The sequence below is a fragment of the Methylovulum psychrotolerans genome, from assembly GCF_002923755.1.
GTDB lineage: Bacteria > Pseudomonadota > Gammaproteobacteria > Methylococcales > Methylomonadaceae > Methylovulum > Methylovulum psychrotolerans.
The window spans coordinates 291,493-313,643 of record NZ_PGFZ01000004.1 but is presented as its reverse complement, the minus strand read 5'-3'; the positions used below and the strand labels follow the sequence as shown (position 1 = coordinate 313,643).

The 22,151-nt window shown below is 51.8% G+C and carries 9 protein-coding genes; all 9 read left to right on the top strand.

Annotation, left to right across the window (positions count from 1 at the left end; all coding sequences use genetic code 11):
* The first annotated feature begins 39 nt into the window (after window positions 1–39).
* The 9 genes from AADEFJLK_RS11370 (at window position 40) to AADEFJLK_RS11330 (ending at window position 22,151) form a co-directional block, all read left to right on the top strand.
* The gene (locus AADEFJLK_RS11370) at window positions 40–621 is read left to right on the top strand and encodes an RNA polymerase sigma factor (RefSeq protein WP_103974337.1); all 582 of its coding nucleotides are present in this window, start codon (window positions 40–42) and stop codon (window positions 619–621) included.
* Window positions 622–635: 14 nt separating this feature from the next.
* On the top strand, window positions 636–1,316 hold the full coding sequence (locus AADEFJLK_RS11365; RefSeq protein WP_170065090.1) for an anti-sigma factor family protein: 681 nt from the start codon (window positions 636–638) through the stop codon (window positions 1,314–1,316).
* A 7-nt stretch (window positions 1,317–1,323) separates the two neighbouring features.
* Window positions 1,324–2,559 carry a S8 family peptidase gene (locus AADEFJLK_RS11360; protein WP_103974335.1) on the top strand — a complete coding sequence of 412 codons (1,236 nt, stop codon included), beginning with the start codon at window positions 1,324–1,326 and terminating at the stop codon, window positions 2,557–2,559.
* Between the two features lie 790 nt (window positions 2,560–3,349).
* The gene (locus tag AADEFJLK_RS11355; protein ID WP_088621458.1) at window positions 3,350–5,038 is read left to right on the top strand and encodes a hypothetical protein; all 1,689 of its coding nucleotides are present in this window, start codon (window positions 3,350–3,352) and stop codon (window positions 5,036–5,038) included.
* 559 nt (window positions 5,039–5,597) lie between these two features.
* Entirely contained in the window at window positions 5,598–7,277 is a 1,680-nt protein-coding gene (locus AADEFJLK_RS11350) for a hypothetical protein (RefSeq protein ID WP_103974334.1), read from the top strand.
* 380 nt (window positions 7,278–7,657) lie between these two features.
* Window positions 7,658–9,268, top strand: coding sequence for a ShlB/FhaC/HecB family hemolysin secretion/activation protein (locus AADEFJLK_RS11345; protein WP_088621457.1), 1,611 nt, complete (start codon window positions 7,658–7,660; stop codon window positions 9,266–9,268).
* Window positions 9,269–9,277: 9 nt separating this feature from the next.
* Entirely contained in the window at window positions 9,278–19,798 is a 10,521-nt protein-coding gene (locus tag AADEFJLK_RS11340; protein ID WP_103974333.1) for a filamentous haemagglutinin family protein, read from the top strand.
* 56 nt (window positions 19,799–19,854) lie between these two features.
* Window positions 19,855–21,750: a DUF2341 domain-containing protein gene (locus AADEFJLK_RS11335; protein WP_103974332.1), complete on the top strand. Its 1,896-nt coding sequence runs from the start codon at window positions 19,855–19,857 to the stop codon at window positions 21,748–21,750.
* Complete coding sequence (locus tag AADEFJLK_RS11330) at window positions 21,747–22,151, top strand: ExbD/TolR family protein (protein ID WP_088617694.1); 405 nt, start codon at window positions 21,747–21,749, stop codon at window positions 22,149–22,151. Before AADEFJLK_RS11335 ends, AADEFJLK_RS11330 begins: the two co-directional genes overlap by 4 nt.

Sequence of the window (22,151 nt, the reverse complement as noted above, 5' to 3'; positions counted from 1 at the left end):
GGAGAGAAGCAAACCCAGATTAGCAAAGGAAAAGTGGCAATGTTGCGTTTAGTGCGAACCCGCGAAAAACCGCCGATACCGGAACCCAGCCCGGCCGAAGATGAAAACACGCTGTTCCAACGCCTTAAGGCGGGCGATATGGCGGCCTTTGAGGCCTTTTATAAGCTCTATTACCCCCGGTTGTTCCGTTTTATCCAACGCATTAGCCGCCAACCCGAAACCGTTGAGGAAATTATCCAAGAAACGTTATTAGTGGTTTGGCAAAAACCGGAGGGGTTTAACTATACCAGTAAACTGTCCACTTGGGTCTTTGGCATTGCTTACAATAAGACCTTGAAAGCCCTAGACCATAATGCGCGTAACGCCCATGCCGACAGTGACGATTGGCTGGCGGAAGTGGCCGATCCGGCCGCTAATTTGGCGCAACGCCATGAAAACGAAGATTGGCTCAATTGCGCCCTTGCCTCGTTACCGCCAGACCAACGGGCGGTTATCGAACTGGCTTTTTACCATGGCTTGCCTTACCAAGACATCGCCCATATCCTCAACTGCCCTGAAAATACCGTGAAGACCCGTATGTTCCATGCGCGTAAAAGGCTTCAGTCATTTTCAAACAACTAATGGAGCGTAATGACATGAATACAGCCGACTTATTGGCAAAAGAACCACACCAAGCCTTAGCGGAGCTGTTGCCTTGGTATGTCAACGGCACATTGGCGGCAGACGAGCGGCAACAAGTCGAACGGCATCTGCGCACTTGTTTGGTATGCAAACAGGAATTGCAGTTTTTACATAAATTGGCAGATACCGTACAGCAAACCAAGGTACTGGATATTGCCGCCGAAGGCTCTTTTGCCAGTTTACGGACAAAATTGCAAACTGGCCCAGTAGCCGCACAGGCCTGTCCGCAACAACCCGGCTTGGTGGTGTTATCGGCTAACCGTGGACGGCGCAGGCGGTGGCGGTGGGTCAGCGTGCCGTTGTCCGCCGCTCTGCTGCTCCTGTTAGTGCTCATACCGCAAGGGACACAGACGTGGCGGTTGGCACCTGCCGATTATTACACTTTATCTGCCGCCCCCCCTGTGTCTATTGGCGGCACCAAGCTGCATGTCGTGTTTGCGGATAAGCAAGCCGATCTGCGTATTAACGCTTTGTTGGCGCAAATCCACGGGCAACGGATCGGTGAGCCGAATAGTGTCGGCGCTTATACCGTCCTTCTGGAAGTCGTACCGGACAGCCCCGATATGGCGGCTGCTTTGGCAATGTTACGCGCCCAGCCTGATGTGTTGTTCGCCGAACCCATTATCACCCCCTGATACCGCCATGTCATTATTTCTTAGCCGCCTTGTTTTGCTGAGCTTATGGCTGAGTTTGGCGGCTTGTTCCCATATTACCGACTTTAGCCGGGTCGGCGACAATGCCGCCGATCAACGCCGTTTGCTGGTGACGTTTGTAGACCAGACCATCGGGCGTACTGTGTCCGGCAACGCGCTTGACAATTACCCTACCGGCGGCCAATACCAAAACTCAGGTTGGAGCGGGCGGGTGGCGCGGGCGTTGGCGGAACGCCACCATTTACAGGTTGTCGCCCAATGGCCGGTTACGGAATTAGGGGTTAGTTGCGTACTTTACGAAGTCCCCGAAGGTTTGCCATTATCTGCCGTCATGAGCGCCCTGAATAAAGACCGCCAAGTAGCCGCAGTACAAGCCCTACAGCATTTTCGGGTACTGGGCGGCGACCCTGTGCCAATGGCTTCCGACCCTTATGTGCATTTGCAGACTGGTTTCCAAGCCTTAGGCATCGCCGAGTTACACCGCACCACCACCGGACGGGGTGTGCGTATCGCCTTGATCGACACGGGTGTTGACAGCAGCCATCCTGATTTACAAGGACAAATCAATTATTCGGAAAATATGGCGCCAGAACCTGCCGACCATAATATGGCCGATCTCCACGGTACGGCGGTAGCGGGGGTGCTGGTGGCACGTCCTGACAATGGCATCGGCATAGCTGGTATCGCCCCTGATGCTAAGCTGTTTGCTTTTCGGGCTTGCTGGCCTAGCAAGCCTCAGGCCTTGGCGGCGAGCTGCAATAGTTTTACGTTGGCGTTCGCGCTCAACCAAGCTTTGCGCATGGGTTGCGGTATCATTAATCTTAGCCTAAGCGGCCCGGATGATCCGTTATTACGGCAATTAGTGGACAAAGCTTTAGCGCAAGGCACGTTGGTGGTCGCCGCCATGCCGAAACTAGGCCAAATCGGCGGTTTTCCGGCCAATGTTAAGGGTGTGATAGCCGTCGGCGAAGATGACAGTAACCATCCCGCCATTGTCGCCCCCGGCAAAGACATCCTGACGACCGTACCCCAACAAAGCTATAACTTCATGAACGGCAGTTCCTTCGCCGCCCCCCACGTCGCCGGGGTCGCGGCATTAGCGATGCAACTGCACCCCGACTGGCGCAGTGCCGACATCCTGCACCTATTGCGTAGCAGTTCCCACAACTTAGCCGCCCAACTACCTGCCATCACCGCCGCCCTTAGGTTAGAGAGTAGCCGATAGGCTATAAGCCACAATCAGCAATATACCTGTCATTCCGGCATACCCTTAGGGGCAGAGATTCGCTATTATCGCGTACTCGTAGGCCAAGCAAGAGAATCCAATTCGCAGGAATGAGCGCATTAATCTCACAAGAAAACTGGCGGAAATTGAATAAAATCCGATCATTTTCAACGGTACGAAATTGACAGATGGCATCCGTGGCATCTGGATTTACTGACATGATAACGGCTTGGGCAATCCTTTGTAAGCATCTTATGGGATGCCCGTCTGGGTGCAATAGTTGCCAACCCTTTAAATCTCATAGACGCAGTCATTGGTATAGATTATGGTGATTATCTATATCAGTTTTGAAATAAAAATAATTTTTACACCTTTAAAGTGAAAAATATATTTTATTTTTGGTGCAGTTTGAAATGAGAAGCCAGCACGATGTGGGAAGAAAAACCATAAGATTGGACAGGGTGTGTAGCAAAAAGACGATCAGGCTGTTTTGTCTTCTGCAACAGCGGACTACCATCAATTTTTGGCCGGCTATCAGAACACATCCAAAGCATCATGGTTTATGAAGGCAAATGATGCGGCTGGATAGCGCAACTGTTTTTAAAAATACACCACACCAACAGCACCCTGTTTGTCTGCCAACACCTCTTTGAAACTTTAAAAATAAAAATCATTTAAAATCAATAGATTAAATATTGGCACAATGAGTGCAATAGCTTATTCAGCAGAATCCTTCCCTGCAAGCTATCTGCATAACGCTTGGCTTTTAAAACTAAAAAAGGTGATTTTTATGAATAAACTAAACACATTGGCACTGGCGGTCTCTTTACTGGCGGGTACACAGGCAGCTTACGCCCTTACCCCTTGGACAAACGGCACACCCGACCTTACCGTTTACACTTCAGGCGGGGCGGCGCAGGATAAGGCCTATGGCTTAGTGGTCGCCAACACACTGGCTGCATCAGGCACAGTTGACACCTTCGCTGATGTCGATCCGGCTACTGGCACTATTGGTGGCCGTTGGACGGCGTATTACTTTACCGGCAACGCGAATTTAGGTGCAGGTTTAGCGGGCAAGAAAATTTTGTTAGAAAAACGTATCTATGGGGCGGCCGGTTATGGGGTTGTGCCTTTAATCGCCAACTCAGGCAATGGTATTGCCCTTGAGCAATTAAAAGTGATAGGGCTAGGCTCTACCGCTTGGGTTGCTAACGGCGCTAAGCAATGGAAACAAACAATTAGTTCTACCAACGCGACCAAATACTTGATTAAAGCAATTTCTGATGGTGGTTTCTTGGGTGTTGACCCCGATATATTGCTAAAACCCAATACCCAAAACTATCCGTTGCCCGTCAACCAACTGATTACTGGCCTACCTGAAGGCAATTGGTCTTTAGCATTAACGTCAGTACCGAAAACAGGAACTAATGCCTTTACTGTCGTACCGACTGGCGGTTTGGTTTATGGTGTGGCGGTCACTTTGGATTTGTATAAAGTCTTACAAGCTGCGCAAAAACGTGCCGGATCATTGCCCAGCTCTGTGGTTATCGGCAACTATGACGAAGCCAGCCTGCCTAACCTGAACCGTAATGTTCTGGCTTCTATACTGGCGGGTAAAATCCAAAACTGGGAAGAAGTCAAAATTGTTGATAAAACCGATAGCAACACGGTCAAAACTTTGCTGGACAGCAGTATTCTGGCCGATGCCGGTGTCACCGCACCTTATAAAGAAACCACTACGGGCAATAACCTGACTCCGGTAGCGGTAGGCAGACGCAACAACGGCGCGGCTATCGGCGCGGTGGCTTATGCGAAATTCCTTAACTATCCTAGCACCGCCAATTCTTTCCCACCTGCCAGTACCGTGGCTAATACGGCAGTCGATGAAGATGCCAGCTTGCCTATCGTTAAATCCCCTGGCGGGGCGGCTGATACCGGCAATTTGTTAAAAGATTGGCAAAATGGCACTAACGCGACGGGCTTTAACAATGTTCCTGACGGTTCTGCCTACGCCAAGCGTTGGGGTGTTGCCATCAACAGTGCCGACCGCAATAATGCGGTGACAGCCACCGGAACAGGCGGCGACCCTTGGCGTTATATCAAAATCGATGGCTACGCCCCGACCTTAGAAAACGTCGCAGCAGGCGATTATCCGCATTGGGCGGAGGGTGCAGTATTGTACCGTACAGCGAAAAGCACCGATGCTTTATGGGCGACTAAGGTCAAACTGTTGAAGGCTTTAGCGGATGACTTGGGCAGTCCGACCGTTGCCAGTTCAGTTAACACCACCCAAGCGTGGGGCAAAACTGGCATTTTCGCCACAACTGCCGATCCGCGCGGCTTTACCGCAAGCATTCCTTTCAATACCAGCAACCCTGTTGTGGCATTGACGCATAAAAACGGCGTTTACCCACATGCTGACATTGTGCCTGTTGGCGACACGAATGCCGCTGGCGGTTTTGCCATCCAATTGAAATAAGCTTTTGCCTTAACGGGCCGGACACACTGCTGCCCGGCTCGTCTTTTGCGCCGTTGCAATAACGGCAAGCCCTAAAAAGCACTGGGCGACAGATAAGACCACGGATTTTACAGAGATTCACAAAAGACCCTACAGCCTATACAGATTGCCCCTATCTTTGGCTCAGCATCTGCCCTCCCTAAACCCAGTCGCTTGTAAGCTACTTGTTGCAAGCGACTGAGGATTCTGCCCACTCCATCATGTTACCTATCACTACGTTACGCTATTTTCAGAGCTTTCGCAGGCATCAGCGACTCTGTATTGGTGCGGCTATCTTGTCGGTTTTACGCCAATAATCCAACTGGCCTTAACGTATTTTGTCGGCTTTATGACATTAAAGCGTTCTGCACAGGCTACAAAAATAATCCTCATAACCCGTTAATGCTTGCTTTATTTATCGTTATATAGTTAAGTATATATCGTATTGAAGTGGCATGATAACTGCCTCAACCAATACGTTACCTTACTTATTTGTAACATTATACACAAGCGTTCATTTACCCTTATTAGGAAAGCGGCTATGAAAAAACTCTCTACCTCCCTCGCTATCGCCGTGTCATTATTCGCTGGCCCGCACACGGCACAGGCACTGACACCTTGGACAAACGGCACACCTAACCTTACTGTCTTTATTTCGGGGGCAGTAGCCCTAACCAATGCATACACCCAAGTGGTCACCACCACTTTGGCTGCATCTGGCACCGTCGATACCTTTAATGATGTCGATCCGGTCACGGGTTCTAAAGGCTCGCGGTGGACAGCGCATTATTTCACGGGTAACGCCAATTTAGGCTCTGGTTTGGCGGGTAAAAAAATCCTTTTGGTCAGACGTACCGCAGGTGGGTCTGGCTATGGGGTCATCCCTTTAAACAGCAATATTCCTCTTGAGCATCTCAATATTGTCGGCAAGCCGGCATCCGCTTGGATAGCGGACGGCACGCAGGCTTGGAAACAGACAATCAGCGCAACCAATGCCAGCACCTACCTGATCAAACACATTTCTGATTGTGGCTCTATTGCGGTTGATCCGGCAATTTTGTTAAAACCCGGCACAGCCAATTATCCCGACCAACAAAACGAACTGATGACGGGCTTGCCTGAACCTGGTTGGCCATTGACGACCATACAAATTCCGACCACAGGTACGAGCGCGTTTACCATAGTGCCTACAGGCGGCTTGGCGTACGGAGTGGCGGTGACGCTAGATTTATATAAGGTACTGCAAGCGGCGCAAAAACGCGCAGGCACCTTGTCCAGTAGCGTGGTGGTCGGCAATTATAACGAAAACGATATGCCCAGCCTTAACCATAACCTGTTGGCTTCGCTGATTGCAGGCAAAATAGGTTCATGGGATCAGATAAAAATTGTTGATAAAACGGACAGTAACAAAGTCAAAAGTTTGTTGGACAGCAGCATCTTGGCTGATGCAGGTGTCACCGCCCCTTACAAGGAATCGACAACAGGTAATAACTTAACCCCAGTGGCTTTGGGTTTAAGAAATAACGGTGCCGCCACCAGTGTCATTGCCTATTCGGTATTCCTGAATTATCCGGCGACCAAAAATGCCTTTAGTCCGGCTACTAAAACGCCTGATAGTGCCGTCGATGAAGATGCCTCTTTGCCTATCGTTAAGGAGCCAATTATTGTTGCCGATACCGGTACCTTGCTGAAGGACTGGCAAAACGGTACTAATGTCCTGGGTTTTAACAACGTGGCCGATGGCAGCGCCTATGCCAAACGTTGGGGTATCGCCGTCAATTCGGCCGACCGCAATAACACCGTTACGGTTACAGGTACGGGCGGCGACCCTTGGCGTTACATTCGGATTGACGGCTACGCGCCGACGCTAGAAAACATTGCTGCGGGAGGCTATCCGTACTGGGGCGAGGGTGTTGTACTGTACCGTACCAGCAAATCTTGGGATGCAAATTGGGCGTTAAAAACCAAACTCATGAAAACCCTGGCCGACAATTTGGGCAGCCCAACCATTATAGGTGCGGTTACTACCACCCAGCCATGGGGTAAAACCGGGGCATTTGCCACCACCGCCGACCCGCGCGGCTTTACTGCCAGCATCCCGTTTGCTTCCAGCAGTCCGGTCGTACCGTTTTCGCATAAAAACAACGGCACGGTACATACGGAACTGGTGCCCGTGGCAGATGCCAATGCCGCAGGTGGCTTAGCGGTACAAATGAAATAACTCAGGAAATACGGATATTCTCAGCTAAGCTGCAAGCGGCGTTTGCTGTTTAGCAAGCTATATGCCACAAAGGGTGTGGCCAGATTTATGGCTAACAAGGTCACGCCATTTGTGGCGAATTGCTTTCGGCACTATCAATTTCTGGTTGCCTGGGGAGAAGTTATTGTCTATCTGTTGAATTATCAACAGCAAATCAGCAATGGCTGTTGATAATTCAACAGCCATTCACTAGCAAAGCCATTATTTTCTATTATGAATCAATAGCGTAAATATTGGCATGCTATCTGCATTAAGCATAACTCATGTACTTATAAACCCTTCTCTTGGCGCGGAAAGCATTGGGTTTTTCTAATGCAGCGTTGCCGATTATCTTATTTTTTATGAAGCAGTTAGCCCAATACGCCTTAATAAGCACTAGCGTGTGGTTTTTTTCATCAGGTGCAGCGGCGCAGCAAGTTACCGCCACGCCTGCTGCCCCTACCGAAGCTTTACCTACGTTTGATATGTTGGAAATGCAGGTTGACGGCAATACCGTATTAGCACAAACCCTGGTTGAAAAAAAACTCTATCCTTTTTTAGGGCCTGCCAAAACCGTTGATGATGTCGAAAAAGCCCGCCAAGCCTTAGAAGCCTTGTACAAAGATAATGGCTATCCGACTGTATTGGTGGATATTCCCGAACAGGATGTGGTGAATGGCTTAGTGCGGCTGAAAGTCGTTGAAGGGGCGGTGGAGCGGCTGAAAGTAACAGGGTCGCGGTATTTTTTCTTAGGCAAAATTCGGGACAAAGTACCTGCTTTAGCGACTGGACAAGTACCGTATATGCCCAAAGTACAAGAACAGGTAGCCGATTTGGGCAAAGAGTCGGCAGACCGCCAAATCACGCCGATTTTCCGAGCCGGATCTACACCCGGCACCACTGAAGTGGAATTGCGTGTGAAAGACCAATTACCCTTACATGGCAGCCTCGAAATGAACGGGCGCAATTCCGAACACACCTCCCGTTCACGCCTGATCGGTTCACTACGTTATGACAACCTATGGCAACGTTTCCACAGCGCATCATTACAGTATCAGGTGTCGCCGGAAAATTCAGATGAAGTGGATGTCTGGTCGGGCACTTATGTCTTACCTACCCATTGGGCGGATAGCCGTTTGGCGCTTTACGGTATCGGCATCAGTTCCAATACCCAATTGGGGGCGAGTGTCGGCGGCTTATCAGTAGTCGGTAGCGGGGCAATTTATGGGGCGCGTTTGGTCACGCCCTTGCCTGGCATTAACAACTATGGCCATACCTTAAATTTAGGGGTTGATTATAAAAGTTTTAATCAGGGCATTAGCCAGCAGGGTCAAGACCTACAAACCTCGCCGATCAGCTATGTGCCTTTTTTAATCGGTTATGATGCCAATTGGCGTTCTTCAGGCGTACTGACAACGCTCAATTCCGCCCTGCACTTTTCGTTGCGTGGATTCGGTAGCGACGATCAGGAATTTGAAAACCGCCGCTATAAGGCGAAAGCCAGCTACGCCTATTTCACCACAGAACTTAAACATCTGCGCGAATTGCCGTGGGATATGCGTTTGGCGGCCCGCGCGTCAGGACAGATTACCAATATGCCTCTTATCAGTAACGAGCAATTTGCCGTCGGCGGCCCGCAAAGTGTGCGCGGTTACCATCAGACCCAACAATTGGGTGATGACGGGGCCAATTTGTCGGTGGAATTGCAAAGTCCGCAACTGAAACGGCGCGATTGGGAGTTTGCCCAAAACCTGCGCCTGCACGCATTTTTTGATTATGCTTATTTGTGGATTGACCATGCCATAGCACCGAACCCCCAGTATTATCGCCTTGCCGGCACAGGGGCGGGGGTGCGCCTACAGTTTTTTAAGCACTGGCTGGGCGAATTGGATTGGGCTTATCCGCTGGAAAGGCAAGGTACGGTCAATGTCGGCACCCAACGCGTTGACTTTCGCATGGCTTACGAATTTTAGGGCGGCAATATGATGACGCAAACGCATTTAACTACACCTTCCCCGCTAGTGTTAAGGCCTAGCCATCCGCTTAGCCCTAAGCCTTTGGTTGTGGCGATCCGCGCCTTAATCGCCGGGGGCTTGGCGATGGGCGCGGGTATATCGGCGGCTTACGCGGAACTGCCTGTGCCGGTTAATCCCGTCACCTTATCCGATACCCCAGTGGATATTGCCAGCCAAGGCCACGCAGCGGCTTCGGTGTCGGGTACAGCCATGACGATTAACCAAAGCACCGATAAGGCCAGTATTGATTGGCAAAGCTTTAATATCGGCGTTGACAATAGTGTGCATTTCGACCAGCCCGCCACCACTTCCGTGGCCTTAAATAATATCCACCAAGCTGATGCCAGCCGCATCATGGGGTCTTTAACTGCTAATGGCCAAGTTTATCTGGTCAACCAAAACGGCTTTGTCTTTGGGGCTAATTCACAAGTTAATGTCAATACCTTGGTTGCCAGCACGCTGGGCGTAAGCGAAACCACCTTCCAAAATGGTCTGACTAAAGCCTTCAATACTGATGGCTCGGCAGCCTTACAAGGTAATGGTGAGGTGTATCTTAAAGATAGCCAAGGCCATATTATCCATGATCAGAATGGCGATAAAATCAAAATCCAGATTTTTATCGAGCAAGGGGCGCATATTAAGGCTAATGCTCCGGGAGGCCGCGTCATTATTGCCGCCCCGGTCATTAATAATGCCGGGACTATAGAAACGCCGGACGGGCAAACTATCCTCGCCGCGTCTACAGATAAGGTCTATTTGCAGGAAGCGGGCAGCGATTCGGATATCCGTGGCTTGTTGGTTGAAGTGGGTACGGGTGGTGAAGTCAATAATATGGGCAAAGTGTTGGCGGAACGCGGTAACGTCAGCTTAATGGGCTTCGCTGTCAACCAAGAAGGCACAGCCTCGGCGACGACTTCGGTTAGTCTCAACGGTTCGGTCAGGCTACTAGCGCATGAAGGCATTCAAGATCCGTCCGGCACAGGCGGTAAGCTTTTGCCTAAAGCCACGGTTAGGACGACTGATTTGGATGACGGCTTAGGCACTAAAGCCACCGTACATTTGGCGGCAGGCAGTATCACCAGTGTCGGCTTAGATAGCGACAAAACCACCACGGCGATAGATGCCCAAGCCCAAAGCCGCTCACAAATAGAAATCAGCGGCCACGATGTGTATTTGCATAAAGGCTCTACAGTACAGGCGAAATCCGGCGATATTAGCATAAAGGCCGTTGATGACCCTACCGACAGCACAGTGAAAGGCAATGCGCGGATTTTCTTGGAAACGGGTAGCGTCGTCGATGCTTCAGGGATGAAAAACGTCAACGTGGCGATGGAGCGTAATGTCGTTAAAGTCGAATTGCGTAAAAACGAATTGCGTGATGCGCCGTTACAGCGTAACGGTGTCTTGTACGGGCAAACTGTTTCGGTGGATTTGCGCGACGCGGCAATAAGCTATAACAGCGACGGCACAGTCAACACCGCCACTATTCCGGTCGCCGACATTAAAGGTGCGGTCGACCGCATCGCCCGCAATATTGATGAGCGCAGCACTTCCGGCGGTACGGTCAACCTACAATCCAGCGGCGATGTCATTACCCAGACCGGCAGCACCATTGATTTTTCCGGCGGTTCGGTAGTGTATCAAGACGGTTATATCAGCACCACTAAACTGGTGGCGGATGGGCAAATTTACGATATTGCCCAAGCGGATGCCAACCGCCATTACGACACGATATTAGGCCAGATCAGCGACAGCCATCCGAAATGGGGCGTAACGGAAACGTGGTCGATTCCGGGCTTGGCGGTTAAGTATTTTGAAGCTGGTTATACCGACGGCAAAGCGGGCGGGACTTTAAATATCAGCGCTTATGAAACCTTATTGAACGGCACGTTGGACGGCTCCACTGTGGCGGGTACTTTGCAGCGCACAGCAGATAGCCAAGCCACTGGCAGCACCTTAAATATTAATTTAAGCAATAATAATTTATTGGGCAAACAAGATGTGGTGTTCAATAAAAGCGAACATTTAGCCGATGTGGGCTTTACTGATGCCTTGCCCAGAACAGCGGACAGTTCTACCGACGCGGCGGCGTTACAATTGGATGCCCAACTATTTAAAGGCTCCGGCATCACTAACGTCAGCATCAAAACCAACGGCTCGGTCAGCTTACAAAAAGGGGCCAATTTGGATTTGCCTGTCTATGGTAACCTTAATTTAGCCGCGAGCGGTTTTGACATCCAAGGGACAATTACCGCCCATGCAGGTACGGTTAAGCTCAACCCGATCAGCATTAACGATGCCTTGCAGCCCAGTACGGTAAACCTCGGCAGTTCGGCACTGATTGATGTATCGGGGCTATGGGTAAACGATGTCATTGACGGTAAGCCTGGTCATACCTTGGGCTTGATTGCCAGTGAAGGCGGTTCCGTCACCTTGGTTTCCGAACAAGGTGATTTGTCCTTGGCACAGGGCAGCCAAATTAATGCCAACGGCGGCGCATGGCTCAATAGCCAAGGCAAAATTACGGCGGGCAAAGGCGGCTCAATCAGCCTGACCGCCGCCACCCATGACGGCGGCGGCGTGTCTTCCAGCCTGCTGATGGACGGTAGCGTGACCGCGTTTGGCATTAACGAAGGCGGTAGCCTAAGCCTGAACACAAATGAAATCGTCATCGGCACCGCCAGTGATGTGCCTACCCATACAGGCGCGACCACCACACCGCTGGTTTTAGCTCCGGATTTCTTCCAACAAGGCGGCTTTGCCAATTACAACCTCACCGCTAACCAGCATGGCCTAAAAGTCGCCGATAACGTCCACCTGACTGTCCGGCAAAACAATTGGCTAGTGGATACTACTGCCATCACCCAAGCCTCAGGTAGCCAGCTGCAAGATTTTACGGCCATCACCACCTTACCTGACAGCGAAAGGAATGCCGCGAATCTGAGCTTGACCTTTAGCGAGTTGTTGACGCAAAACCGCGCCGAAGCCCTCAGTATCGGTACAGGGGCGTTAATCCAAACGGATGCGGCAGGCTCGGTAACACTGTCTTCCGACACTTCCATTTTTGTGGACGGCACAATCAGCACACCCGGCGGGGCGATTGCCCTGAACATCAACACACCGACCAGTGGCGACAAAGGTTTTTATGCCTCGCAAGGCATTTGGTTGGGGGCAGACAGCCGCTTATTGGCGAAAGGCGTGTTTAAGCCCGAAGTGAGCAACTATGGCCTGAAAACAGGTGAGGTGTTGGCGGGTGGCAGCGTCAGTTTGACCGCCAATCGCGGCTATATCGTCAGCCGAGCCGGCTCGGTCATTAACGTGTCAGGCACCTCAGAACAACTGGATTTTCAACAGACCAACCTCAGCACAGGTAAGCCGGAAACCGTCTCCAAAACCATTACTTCCGCAGGCGGCAGCATTAATTTTAAAGCAGGTGAAGGTATTTTAGCGGATGGCATATTACGCGCCCATAGCGGCGGCGGCACTGCCGCTGGCGGTACGCTTAGCGTTGAACTTAACCGGGGCTTACGCAATAAGCCGGTGTTGCCGATCAGCGGCGGTCTATTTCCTGATGATATAAACCCTGCCCTACCGCGTACGATTGTCATTGCCGAAACCGATACTCAATTTATCCCTAAGGATTTGGCCGAAGGTGGCTCTATCGCTTCTAACACCTACAGTGGCCGGGCTTTATTTAATGAAAAGCCGCTTAATAATGGCGGTTTTGATAGTTTGCTGTTGACAACCGATGTCTTGGGGGCAAACGGCAAATATGCCGGCGCTATCGAATTTCAAGGCAATGTCAGCTTAACCGCCCGCCAGCAAATCGTCTTGGATACGCCGACCCTGAAAACCACTGACGGGCAAGTGACGTTGAACACCGCTTACGCCAAGTTGGGTTCCAGCCAAAGCCGGGTCGATACGGATTTGGGTGACGGCACCTTTTCCAGTACCTTAGCACCCGCCGCTAAAACCGGGGTTGGGCAATTGACAGTCGCCGCCAAAGGCATTGATTTGGTTGGAGGCCTAAGTTTTAATGGCTTTAACAAAGTCAATTTGGACAGCCAAGGTGATGTCCGTGCTATTGGCATCCGTGTCCGTAGCGATACTAAAGATTATCTGGGCGAATTAAAATTGGCGGGGGATTTAAACATTACCGCCAGCCAAGTCTATCCGGCGACTTTAAGCAATTATAAGATTTCTGTCAGTGGCGGCGACCATACCGTTACCATTAAAAACAGCGGCAACACGCCGGGTGCGGTTTATTCCGCCGATGGCAGTTTGACCATCAATGCCCCGAACATCAACCAACAGGGGGTAGTGAAAGTGCCGTTTGGCACTTTGGCCTTGAATGCCAGCCAACAATTGACCTTAGCCGCAGGTAGCCTGACTTCGGTATCGGGCGATGGTCTGACGGTATTATTCGGCCAAGGTTCCGGTGGCTTAAATTGGCTGTACCCGTTAGACAGCACAGGGAATACCAATATTGTCATCAGCAATCCGCCTGAAAAACGCCTGACCCTGAACGGTAAGAATATCGCCTTAAACAGCGGCGCCAAGGTCGATTTATCGGGCGGCGGCGACCTCTACGCCTATGAATTTATCACTGGCCCCGGCGGTTCCACTGATGTGCTGGATGCCAATACCAATGGCTTTACGCAAAAATTTGCGGTCATTCCCAGCTTGGGCAACTCCCTCACACCTTATGATCCACAAGAATTTGCCGCTTCGGGTTTAAGCGTCGGTGACAGCGTTTATCTCAGTGCCGGTTCCGGTTTGGCCGCTGGCTGGTATACCTTATTGCCCGCCCATTACGCACTGTTGCCTGGGGCCTATTTGGTCACACCACAAACGGGTACGCAAGACATGCAGCCCGGAGTGACGGTGACTGATTTGGCCGGAACCACCATTGTTGCCGGCCGTTACGGAGTGGCCAGCGCCGATACCGCTAACAGCCGTTGGCAAGGTTTTACCGTGGAATCGGGCAGCATCGCGCGGACTTATTCGCAATACACCGATTATTTTGCCAACAGTTTTTTCACCGCCAAAGCCGCAACTGACGGCACAGTCGTGGCCGCTTTACCACAAGATGCCGGAAGCTTGGCTATCAGCGCCCAAACCGGGTTGTCACTGGGAGCGGAACTGGCGGCGGCGCCGGCCAATAATGGCCGGGGCGGACAAGTTGACATCAGCGCCGACCATTTGGCGATTGTCGGGCGGCGCGAAGAATTGGCGGCGGCAGGTTCAGGTACGGTCAGCCTGTTAGCCGAGGATTTGAATAATCTGAATGCCCCCAGTTTACTGTTGGGCGGTATCCGCAGTAAAACCGCCACTGGGCAGCGCGTCAGTGTGTCGTCAAAAACCCTGAGCATTGCCGGTGATGCCGATCTGCAAGGCCAAGAACTGTTGTTGGCAGCCAACCAAGAAGTGCGCATAAAATCCGGTGCCGTCGTCGAAAGTACGGGCAAAACTAATGCGACAGGCGTAGCACTGACCGTAACCGAAAAAGGTAAGGATAACAGTGATGGGGCATTGGTGCGGTTGTCTTCGTCGGCACAGGCGGAAGTGACCCGCGATAAGGCAGTATCTGGCGCAATCGGTACATTGGTGGTGGAAAGCGGTGCGCATCTTAAGTCCGGCCATTCAATGTTGCTGGATTCGACCAAGGACACAGTATTTGCAGGCTCAATTGATATGCAGGGCGGTTCTCTGGCCTTGGCTTCCAGCAAAATCAGTTTTGGCCCGGCACCTACAGGTACATCGGGTTTGGTGTTGGCCTCCACGCAGTTTAGTTTGGATGAATTGACGCTGACCAGTGCCAGTGATTTTAATATCTACGGCGGCATCAACGTCAATGCCGGGCTGATCAACATTAATGCTGCACACATCAATGGCTTTAATAATAATGGGGCTACCGCCAACTTAAGCGGGGACACCATTAAGCTAAGCAATACCCAGGCGACTGCGGACAGCAGTGGTACGGGTACGGGCATATTGGCACTGAATGCTAGGCAAATCGAGTTGGGTAGCGGCAGTTATGCGCTGACGGGGTTTGCTACGGTCAATTTGAATGCCAGCACCGCTATTAAAGGTTTAGGGCAAGTCTTAGCCAGCGGTACCGGGCAAAGTTCGTTGCTTGCTGCGGGCAATCTGAGCGTGGCGGGTGACTTAAACCTCAATGCCGGACATTTTATCGGTGACGCAGGAGCGACGACAGCCATTGATGCCAGTGGCCACCAAGTCAATATTACGGCGTTGGGGGCGGTTGACCCGACGTGGACTAGCGGGCTGGGTGTCAGTTGGTCAATCACGGGCGATGCCATCACCAGTAACGGACGTTTTGACTTGCCGTCCGGCATTGTCAAACTCACCGCCTTAAAAGGCGATATTGCCCTTAATAACGGGGCGCGTCTTGACGTCTCAGGCCGGACGCTCAACTTTGCCGACGTGGTCAAATATTCCGCCGCAGGCAATGTGTCGCTGACGGCCAACCAAGGTAACATCACCTTGGCAAACGGTGCCGGCATCAATTTGGCCGGAGCGGCCAATGGCACACAACAGGCCAGCGATGCCGGAACTTTAGACATCGCCGTTACTCAAGGCCAATTCAACTGGCAAGGTAATATAACGGCATTGAATGGTGCCCAAGCCAATAGCGCGGTCAAACAAGGCTCTTTCCATCTGAATGCCAATACCTTGGGGGAGGGCGGCTTTTCGGCGCTGAACAGCCAATTGGCAGCCGCCGGATTCACCCAAGCCTTGACGGTTGAGCAACATACGGGCGACTTGACAGTCGCCGCCACCGATACCGTCACCGCCCAGCAATTGGCCTTGCTGGCCGATCAAGGCAATGTTGCCATCAACGGCACACTTAATGCCAGCGGCAAGCAAGCGGGCAGCGTATCGGTTTATGGTCACAACGGCATTATCTTGGGGTCAACAGGCCATATCATCGCTTCAACAACCACTGCCGGAGCGGCTGGCGGCAGTGTCATACTGGATACTGTCCATCGTGATGACACGGGCAGCGGTTTGCTGGACTTATCGCAAACGGGCGGGACAATTGACGTATCCGCAGGCTCTGGTGGTACGGGCGGTTCGGTGCATTTGCGCACAGGCCGCGACGATACTTTACATACCGTAAACGCGACGGCGATCCATAGCCATATTATCGGTGCTGATGCGACCCGCACCGCGCTGGAAGCGACCCGTGTTTATGATGGGCAAAGCACGATCAAAGCCAGCAATATTACCGCTTGGCAACATGACACCAGCAGTTTCATGGCCTCCGCGCCGAGTTTGGTGAATGATTCCGGCACGGCGATTGACTTGTTGCCCGGCCTTGAAATCCGCAGTACGGGTAATTTGAGCCTGAACACTACTTGGGATTTTCTCAACTGGCGTTATGCCGACAGCCAAGGCAACAAGACCCTGCCGGGCTTTTTGACCTTACACGCAGGCGGCAACCTTAATGTTAAGGCCAGCATCACTGATGCGTTTGCCACAGCCTATTTACCCGGACAATCGTCAATGAAGCTGCAAGATGTGCTGCAAACAGGACGGTCTTGGAGCTATGATTTGTCTGCTGACGGCAATGTCAATCTGGCGAACAGCTATCTGGCGGCTGACCCTTACGGCACAGGCACGCAAGTCAGTACGCAAGTGATGGTCAGGACTGGCACGGGCAGTATTGATATTAATGCGGGCGGGAATATCCAATTTGTCGCTGACCCGAATGACAGCACTGCATCAGCAGCCGTGTACACCATGGGGACAACCGCCGAATATACGCGTGGGCAACTGTTAAGCGGGTCGGTACCGGGGGTTCCGGCAAAACTGACGGGAGAAACCGATGCCGAGTATCTGAATCGGCTAGACCCCGTGCAAATGAACACCTTATTGCGCTACGGTTATTTTGACGAAAGCCGCTTAGGTCTGGTGTTCATGGTCGCAGAGTATCCCACGCAAGGCGGTGCTATCGGCTTACATGCGGGCGGCAATATCAACGGCATCTATACCGGACAACAAACCAGCGATTGGCTGGTGCGTAGCGGCTCTATCAGTGATAACAGCCGTCCTACCGCTTGGGGGATTAATATCAGCGGCGACCGCACCAACCCGGTTAACGGCATTTCCTCAAAAGGCAAGCATTACTTCAACCAAAACATCGGCTCTTTAGCGGGTGGCGATGTCAACATCGAAGCGGGCGGTTCCGTCAACAATTTGTCCGTGATGCTGCCGACCACAGGCAAGCCGTTTGGCCAACTCAGTGAGGCGACTAACCAATGGACGCAAACCGGCACGGTAGTCAACGGCGGCGGTAATTTGCAACTCAAAGCGGGCAATGACATTGTCGGCGGCGAATACTATATAGGCCGTGGTGCGGCAGAATTGGATGCTGGCGGCAGCGTCAGTAAAGCAGCCAACGGCTTGGGGGCGATTTTAGAAGAGGGTGACGGCAGTTTTACTGTGCAAGCCCGCCAAGATGTCGTGATCGCCTCAGTGCTGAACCCCACTGTTATCAAGCAAAATAATCCTTTGCCATTAGCGGCAGGCGGCGACTCGCTGTTTTTCACTTATAGCGACACCAGCGCAGTTAATCTGTTGGCGACAGCGGGCAATATCGTTTTAGAAAACGATGTGGACGGCATCAGAAACTCGAAAAATGTCGATACCAGCACCTCCTCAGGCTTTGAATACGCCGTCTATCCGGGCAGTTTAAGTGCGGTTGCCTTTTCAGGTGATATCCGCATCGATAACTCCATGACCTTAATGCCTTCGGCACAAGGTACCTTAGCATTATTGGCTTACCGCAACATCGGCACAGATAGCGATGCCGCGCAGCTGATTAATGTCAATATGTCCGATGCCGACCTCAGCTTTTTACCCGGCGTAAACAGTCCTGCCCAACAACTTGAAGGTAGCCTGAGCGATGGCCTGATCCGGGCACGCGAACGTTTAGACCCATCCACGCCAGATGCCACGTTAATCCATGCCGCCACACCAGTACATAGCGGAGCTAGCGCTAAACCGAAAATTATCGCCCAAACGGGGGATATTGGATTTTCTTCCAACTCGGAAGTGACGTTTTTCCTCCCGCAAGCCGCCGATTTTATTGCCGGGCGCGACATCTCTAACCTTAGCCTGTTCGGCCAAAACCTTTCCGTCAACGATGTGACACGGGTTGTCGCGGGTCGGGACATTACTTTTGACGCGCTTATCAGTACCGATGGTATCGTCCAAGCGAATGATAAAGGTATTGAATTGGGCGGCCCAGGGCAATTGCAAATCCAAGCCGGGCGCGATATTAGCCTAGGTGGCTCGACAGGCATTAATACCATAGGCAATACAAAGAACACTAGCCTATCGGCGACTAACGGCGCGGACATTAATGTCTTGGCGGGCATTTCCGACAAGGTCGATTATGCCGGCTTTATCAACAAATATTTCGCGGTGGGCAGCAGTTACCTCAGTAACGCAAAACTGCTTGATGACAATGGCAACGACCAACTGGCTGGTTTATCACCCGCGCAAAAATTGGTGGTGCTTGAACAACTGCCTGATGCCCGCAAGCAAAAGTTGTTACTGGATGTGCTGTTTAATGAAATCAAATTGTCCGCCGCCGCAGCGGCGGTGGCGCCTGAATCACAGCGCAAAGCCCTCTACCAACAAGGTTTTGATGCCATTGCGGCATTATTTCCGGGTAGCAAATACCAAGGTGACCTGTCTTTAGTATTCAGCCAAATTAAAACCTTAGCGGGCGGCAGTATTGATTTGGCGGTACCAGGCGGGGCGGTCAACGTCGGTTTGGCGGGTACAGTGGGCGGCATTTCCAAAGGTGCTGACCAGTTGGGTATCGTCGCCCAACAAACGGGTGATATTAACGCCGTCAGTAACGGTGACTTTAACGTCAATCAATCGCGGGTCTTCACCATGGGCGGCGGCGACATCGCCATCTGGTCATCGACGGGCAATATTGATGCGGGTAAAGGTGCGAAGTCGGCGATTTCTGCCCCGGCACCGATTACTACTGTCGATGCCAAAGGCAATATCGTCACCACCTTCCCGCCTATCGTATCGGGTAGCGGTATCCAAACCATCAATCCGCAAGACAAAACCAAAAAACAAGGCAATGTCTACCTTGCCGCCCCAGTCGGGGTGATTGATGCGGGCGAAGCCGGAATCAGTGGCGGACAAATCATTATCGCTGCCACAGCGGTAGTCGGTGCGGCGAACATTTCCGCTTCCGGCAGTACATCCGGTGTCCCTACCGCCGTAGCAACTCCGGTTGTTCCTTCAGGGGCTTCCAGTGCCGCCGCCAGTGCCGCCAAACAGGCCACCACTACGAATGAAGAAGATAACAACGCCGCCAACGGCGATGGCGACAAGAAAAAAACTACCGTCAGCCTACTGAGTGCCGATGTCGTCGGTTATGGTGATTGTAGCGTGGCTGATGTCCGTGACGGTAAAAAAGGCTGCGGCGGTTAAGTGACCCATTATTTTGGGCAACAGCTAAATTATTTTTAATCAACCCAAGCTAAACCATGAAAAAAACTACCCGTAATTCTCTTAAACTGGCCTTGCTGCTGTCTTTGTTACCTACCGTGGCCTTGGCTTGGTGGAATAACGATTGGTCTTCACGCAAACCTTTAACGGTAGATGCCGGCGCAACAGGGGCGGACATCCAAGAGACGCTGAGCGACGTGCCGGTTTTGTTACGCCTGCATACCGGCAATTTCGGTTATTTTGCCGAGCTGGCCGAAAATGGCAAAGACTTGCGTTTTATGTTGGATGACAAAACGGCACTGAAATATGCCATCGAAAAAGTCGATCCGCTGGCCGAAGTCGGTTTGGTTTGGGTAAAACTGCCGACAGTACGCGGCGGTGTCAGTACCGATGTGTTCACTCTGTATTATGGCAACCCCAAAGTTGCCGATGCTTCAGACCCGCAAGGCATTTACGATGTCAACCAAGCCTTAGTCTACCATTTCAATGATGGCGAAACCTTGCCGCAAGATGCCACGGCCTATAGCCTCCATGCCTCGGCTTCCAAAGCCACTATCGACCCTGCGGGCTGGATAGGGTCGGCGGCTAAATTTGACGGGCAAGGCGGTATTAGCGTTAACGCCGCCCCGGCACTTGCCATTACGCCAGACAGCGGCTGGACATTCACTACTTGGGCGAAGATTGACCAAGCCCAAACCAACGCTGTATTGGTACAGGCCAAAGAAGGTGCGGCTGAAATCACCTTAACGCTACAAGGCTCGGCTATCACCGCCAGCTATCAGGGCGTAGGCGGCGGCGTTAGCCAAACGTTACCCGCCAACCTGCAATTAGGCCAATGGCAACAAATTGCCTTAGTGGCGCAAGCGGACCGTTTGACCTTATACCTGAACGGCCAGGCCGTCGGCAACACCGCCATCAAACTCGCGGCCATGAATCCGTCGGTCAGTATCGGGCAAGGTTTAACTGGCTTGCTTGATGAAGTGCAGATCGCCAAACAGGCGCGTAGCCCCGATTGGCTTAAACTGCAATTCCGTAGCCAAAGCCCCGATTTTAGCGTCCTGAATTTGGGTCAGGACGAAACCGGAGGTTCCGCCGAAGGCCCCAATTATTTCGTCATTATCCTGCAAAGTTTGACGGTAGACGGCTGGGTGGTCATCGCCTTGTGCGGCGTGATGTTAGTCATCAGCCTGTTAGTGATGATCGGTAAGGGCTTGGCTTTACGGCGGGCAGGTAAGGATAACGCCGCTTTCCTCAAGCAATACCGTAATGTCGATGCGGCACATTTGGATGCGTTGGATCGGGAAGAAAACGAAGACGAGCAAGAAGTCAACGACTCTGATTTTCTCGCCGCCATCGTCGGCAAGCATGACCATTTCCAAAGCTCGCCGATTTATCACATTTACCATGCTGGCGTGCATGAGTTGAAAGTGAATTTTGGTGATGGCATGGGCGTTACCCCGCTGACCGCCGAAGCCTTAAACTTGGTGCGTACCCGCTTGGATGCCGCTGTTGTGCGGGAGAGCCAAAAACTCAACAAAAATATGGTGTTGCTGACCATAGCCATTTCCGGCGGGCCGTTCTTAGGTCTGCTAGGTACGGTTATGGGGGTAATGATCACCTTTGCGGTAATCGCCGCGACAGGAGATGTCAATATCAACTCGATTGCCCCAGGTATCTCCGGTGCTTTGGCGGCTACAGTTGCCGGGTTGGCGGTGGCTATCCCCGCCTTGTTCGCTTACAACTATTTGCTCACGCAAATTAAGGACATCACCGCCGACATGCACGTTTTTACTGATGAGTTTTTAGCGATGATCGCCAAACGTATCGCCGACCGCCAACGCGGCGAACCGGATTTAAAAGTTGTGTTCACTGAAGAGTTCATCAACATTATTGCCGGGCGCATCGCCGCCAAACAAGAGAGGTTAAGCTCATGAAAGTCGGGGAAGAAGGCAAAGTCTACGATGACATCAATATCACCCCCATGCTCGATGTGGCTTATGTATTGTTGTTGATCTTCATCATTATGACCACGGCGACTGTACAGGGCATCACCGTCAACCTGCCCAAAGCCAGCAGTACGCCGTCGTTGTCGAAACCAAAAACTAAAGCCATTTCCATCACCAAAGACGGTACGGTGTATTTGGATACTTACCCGATTTCTCTGGCCGATTTGGAAACACGCTTAGGGCAATATAAAGCGGCGACACCGGATTTGCCCGTGGTAGTGAAGGCTGATGCCGCCGTACAGTATGAAAAAGTCATTGAAGTGTTAGATATTGTCACCCGGCTGGAAATTAGCCAACTGGGTCTGGTGACCCAAAAACTGGTCAAGTAG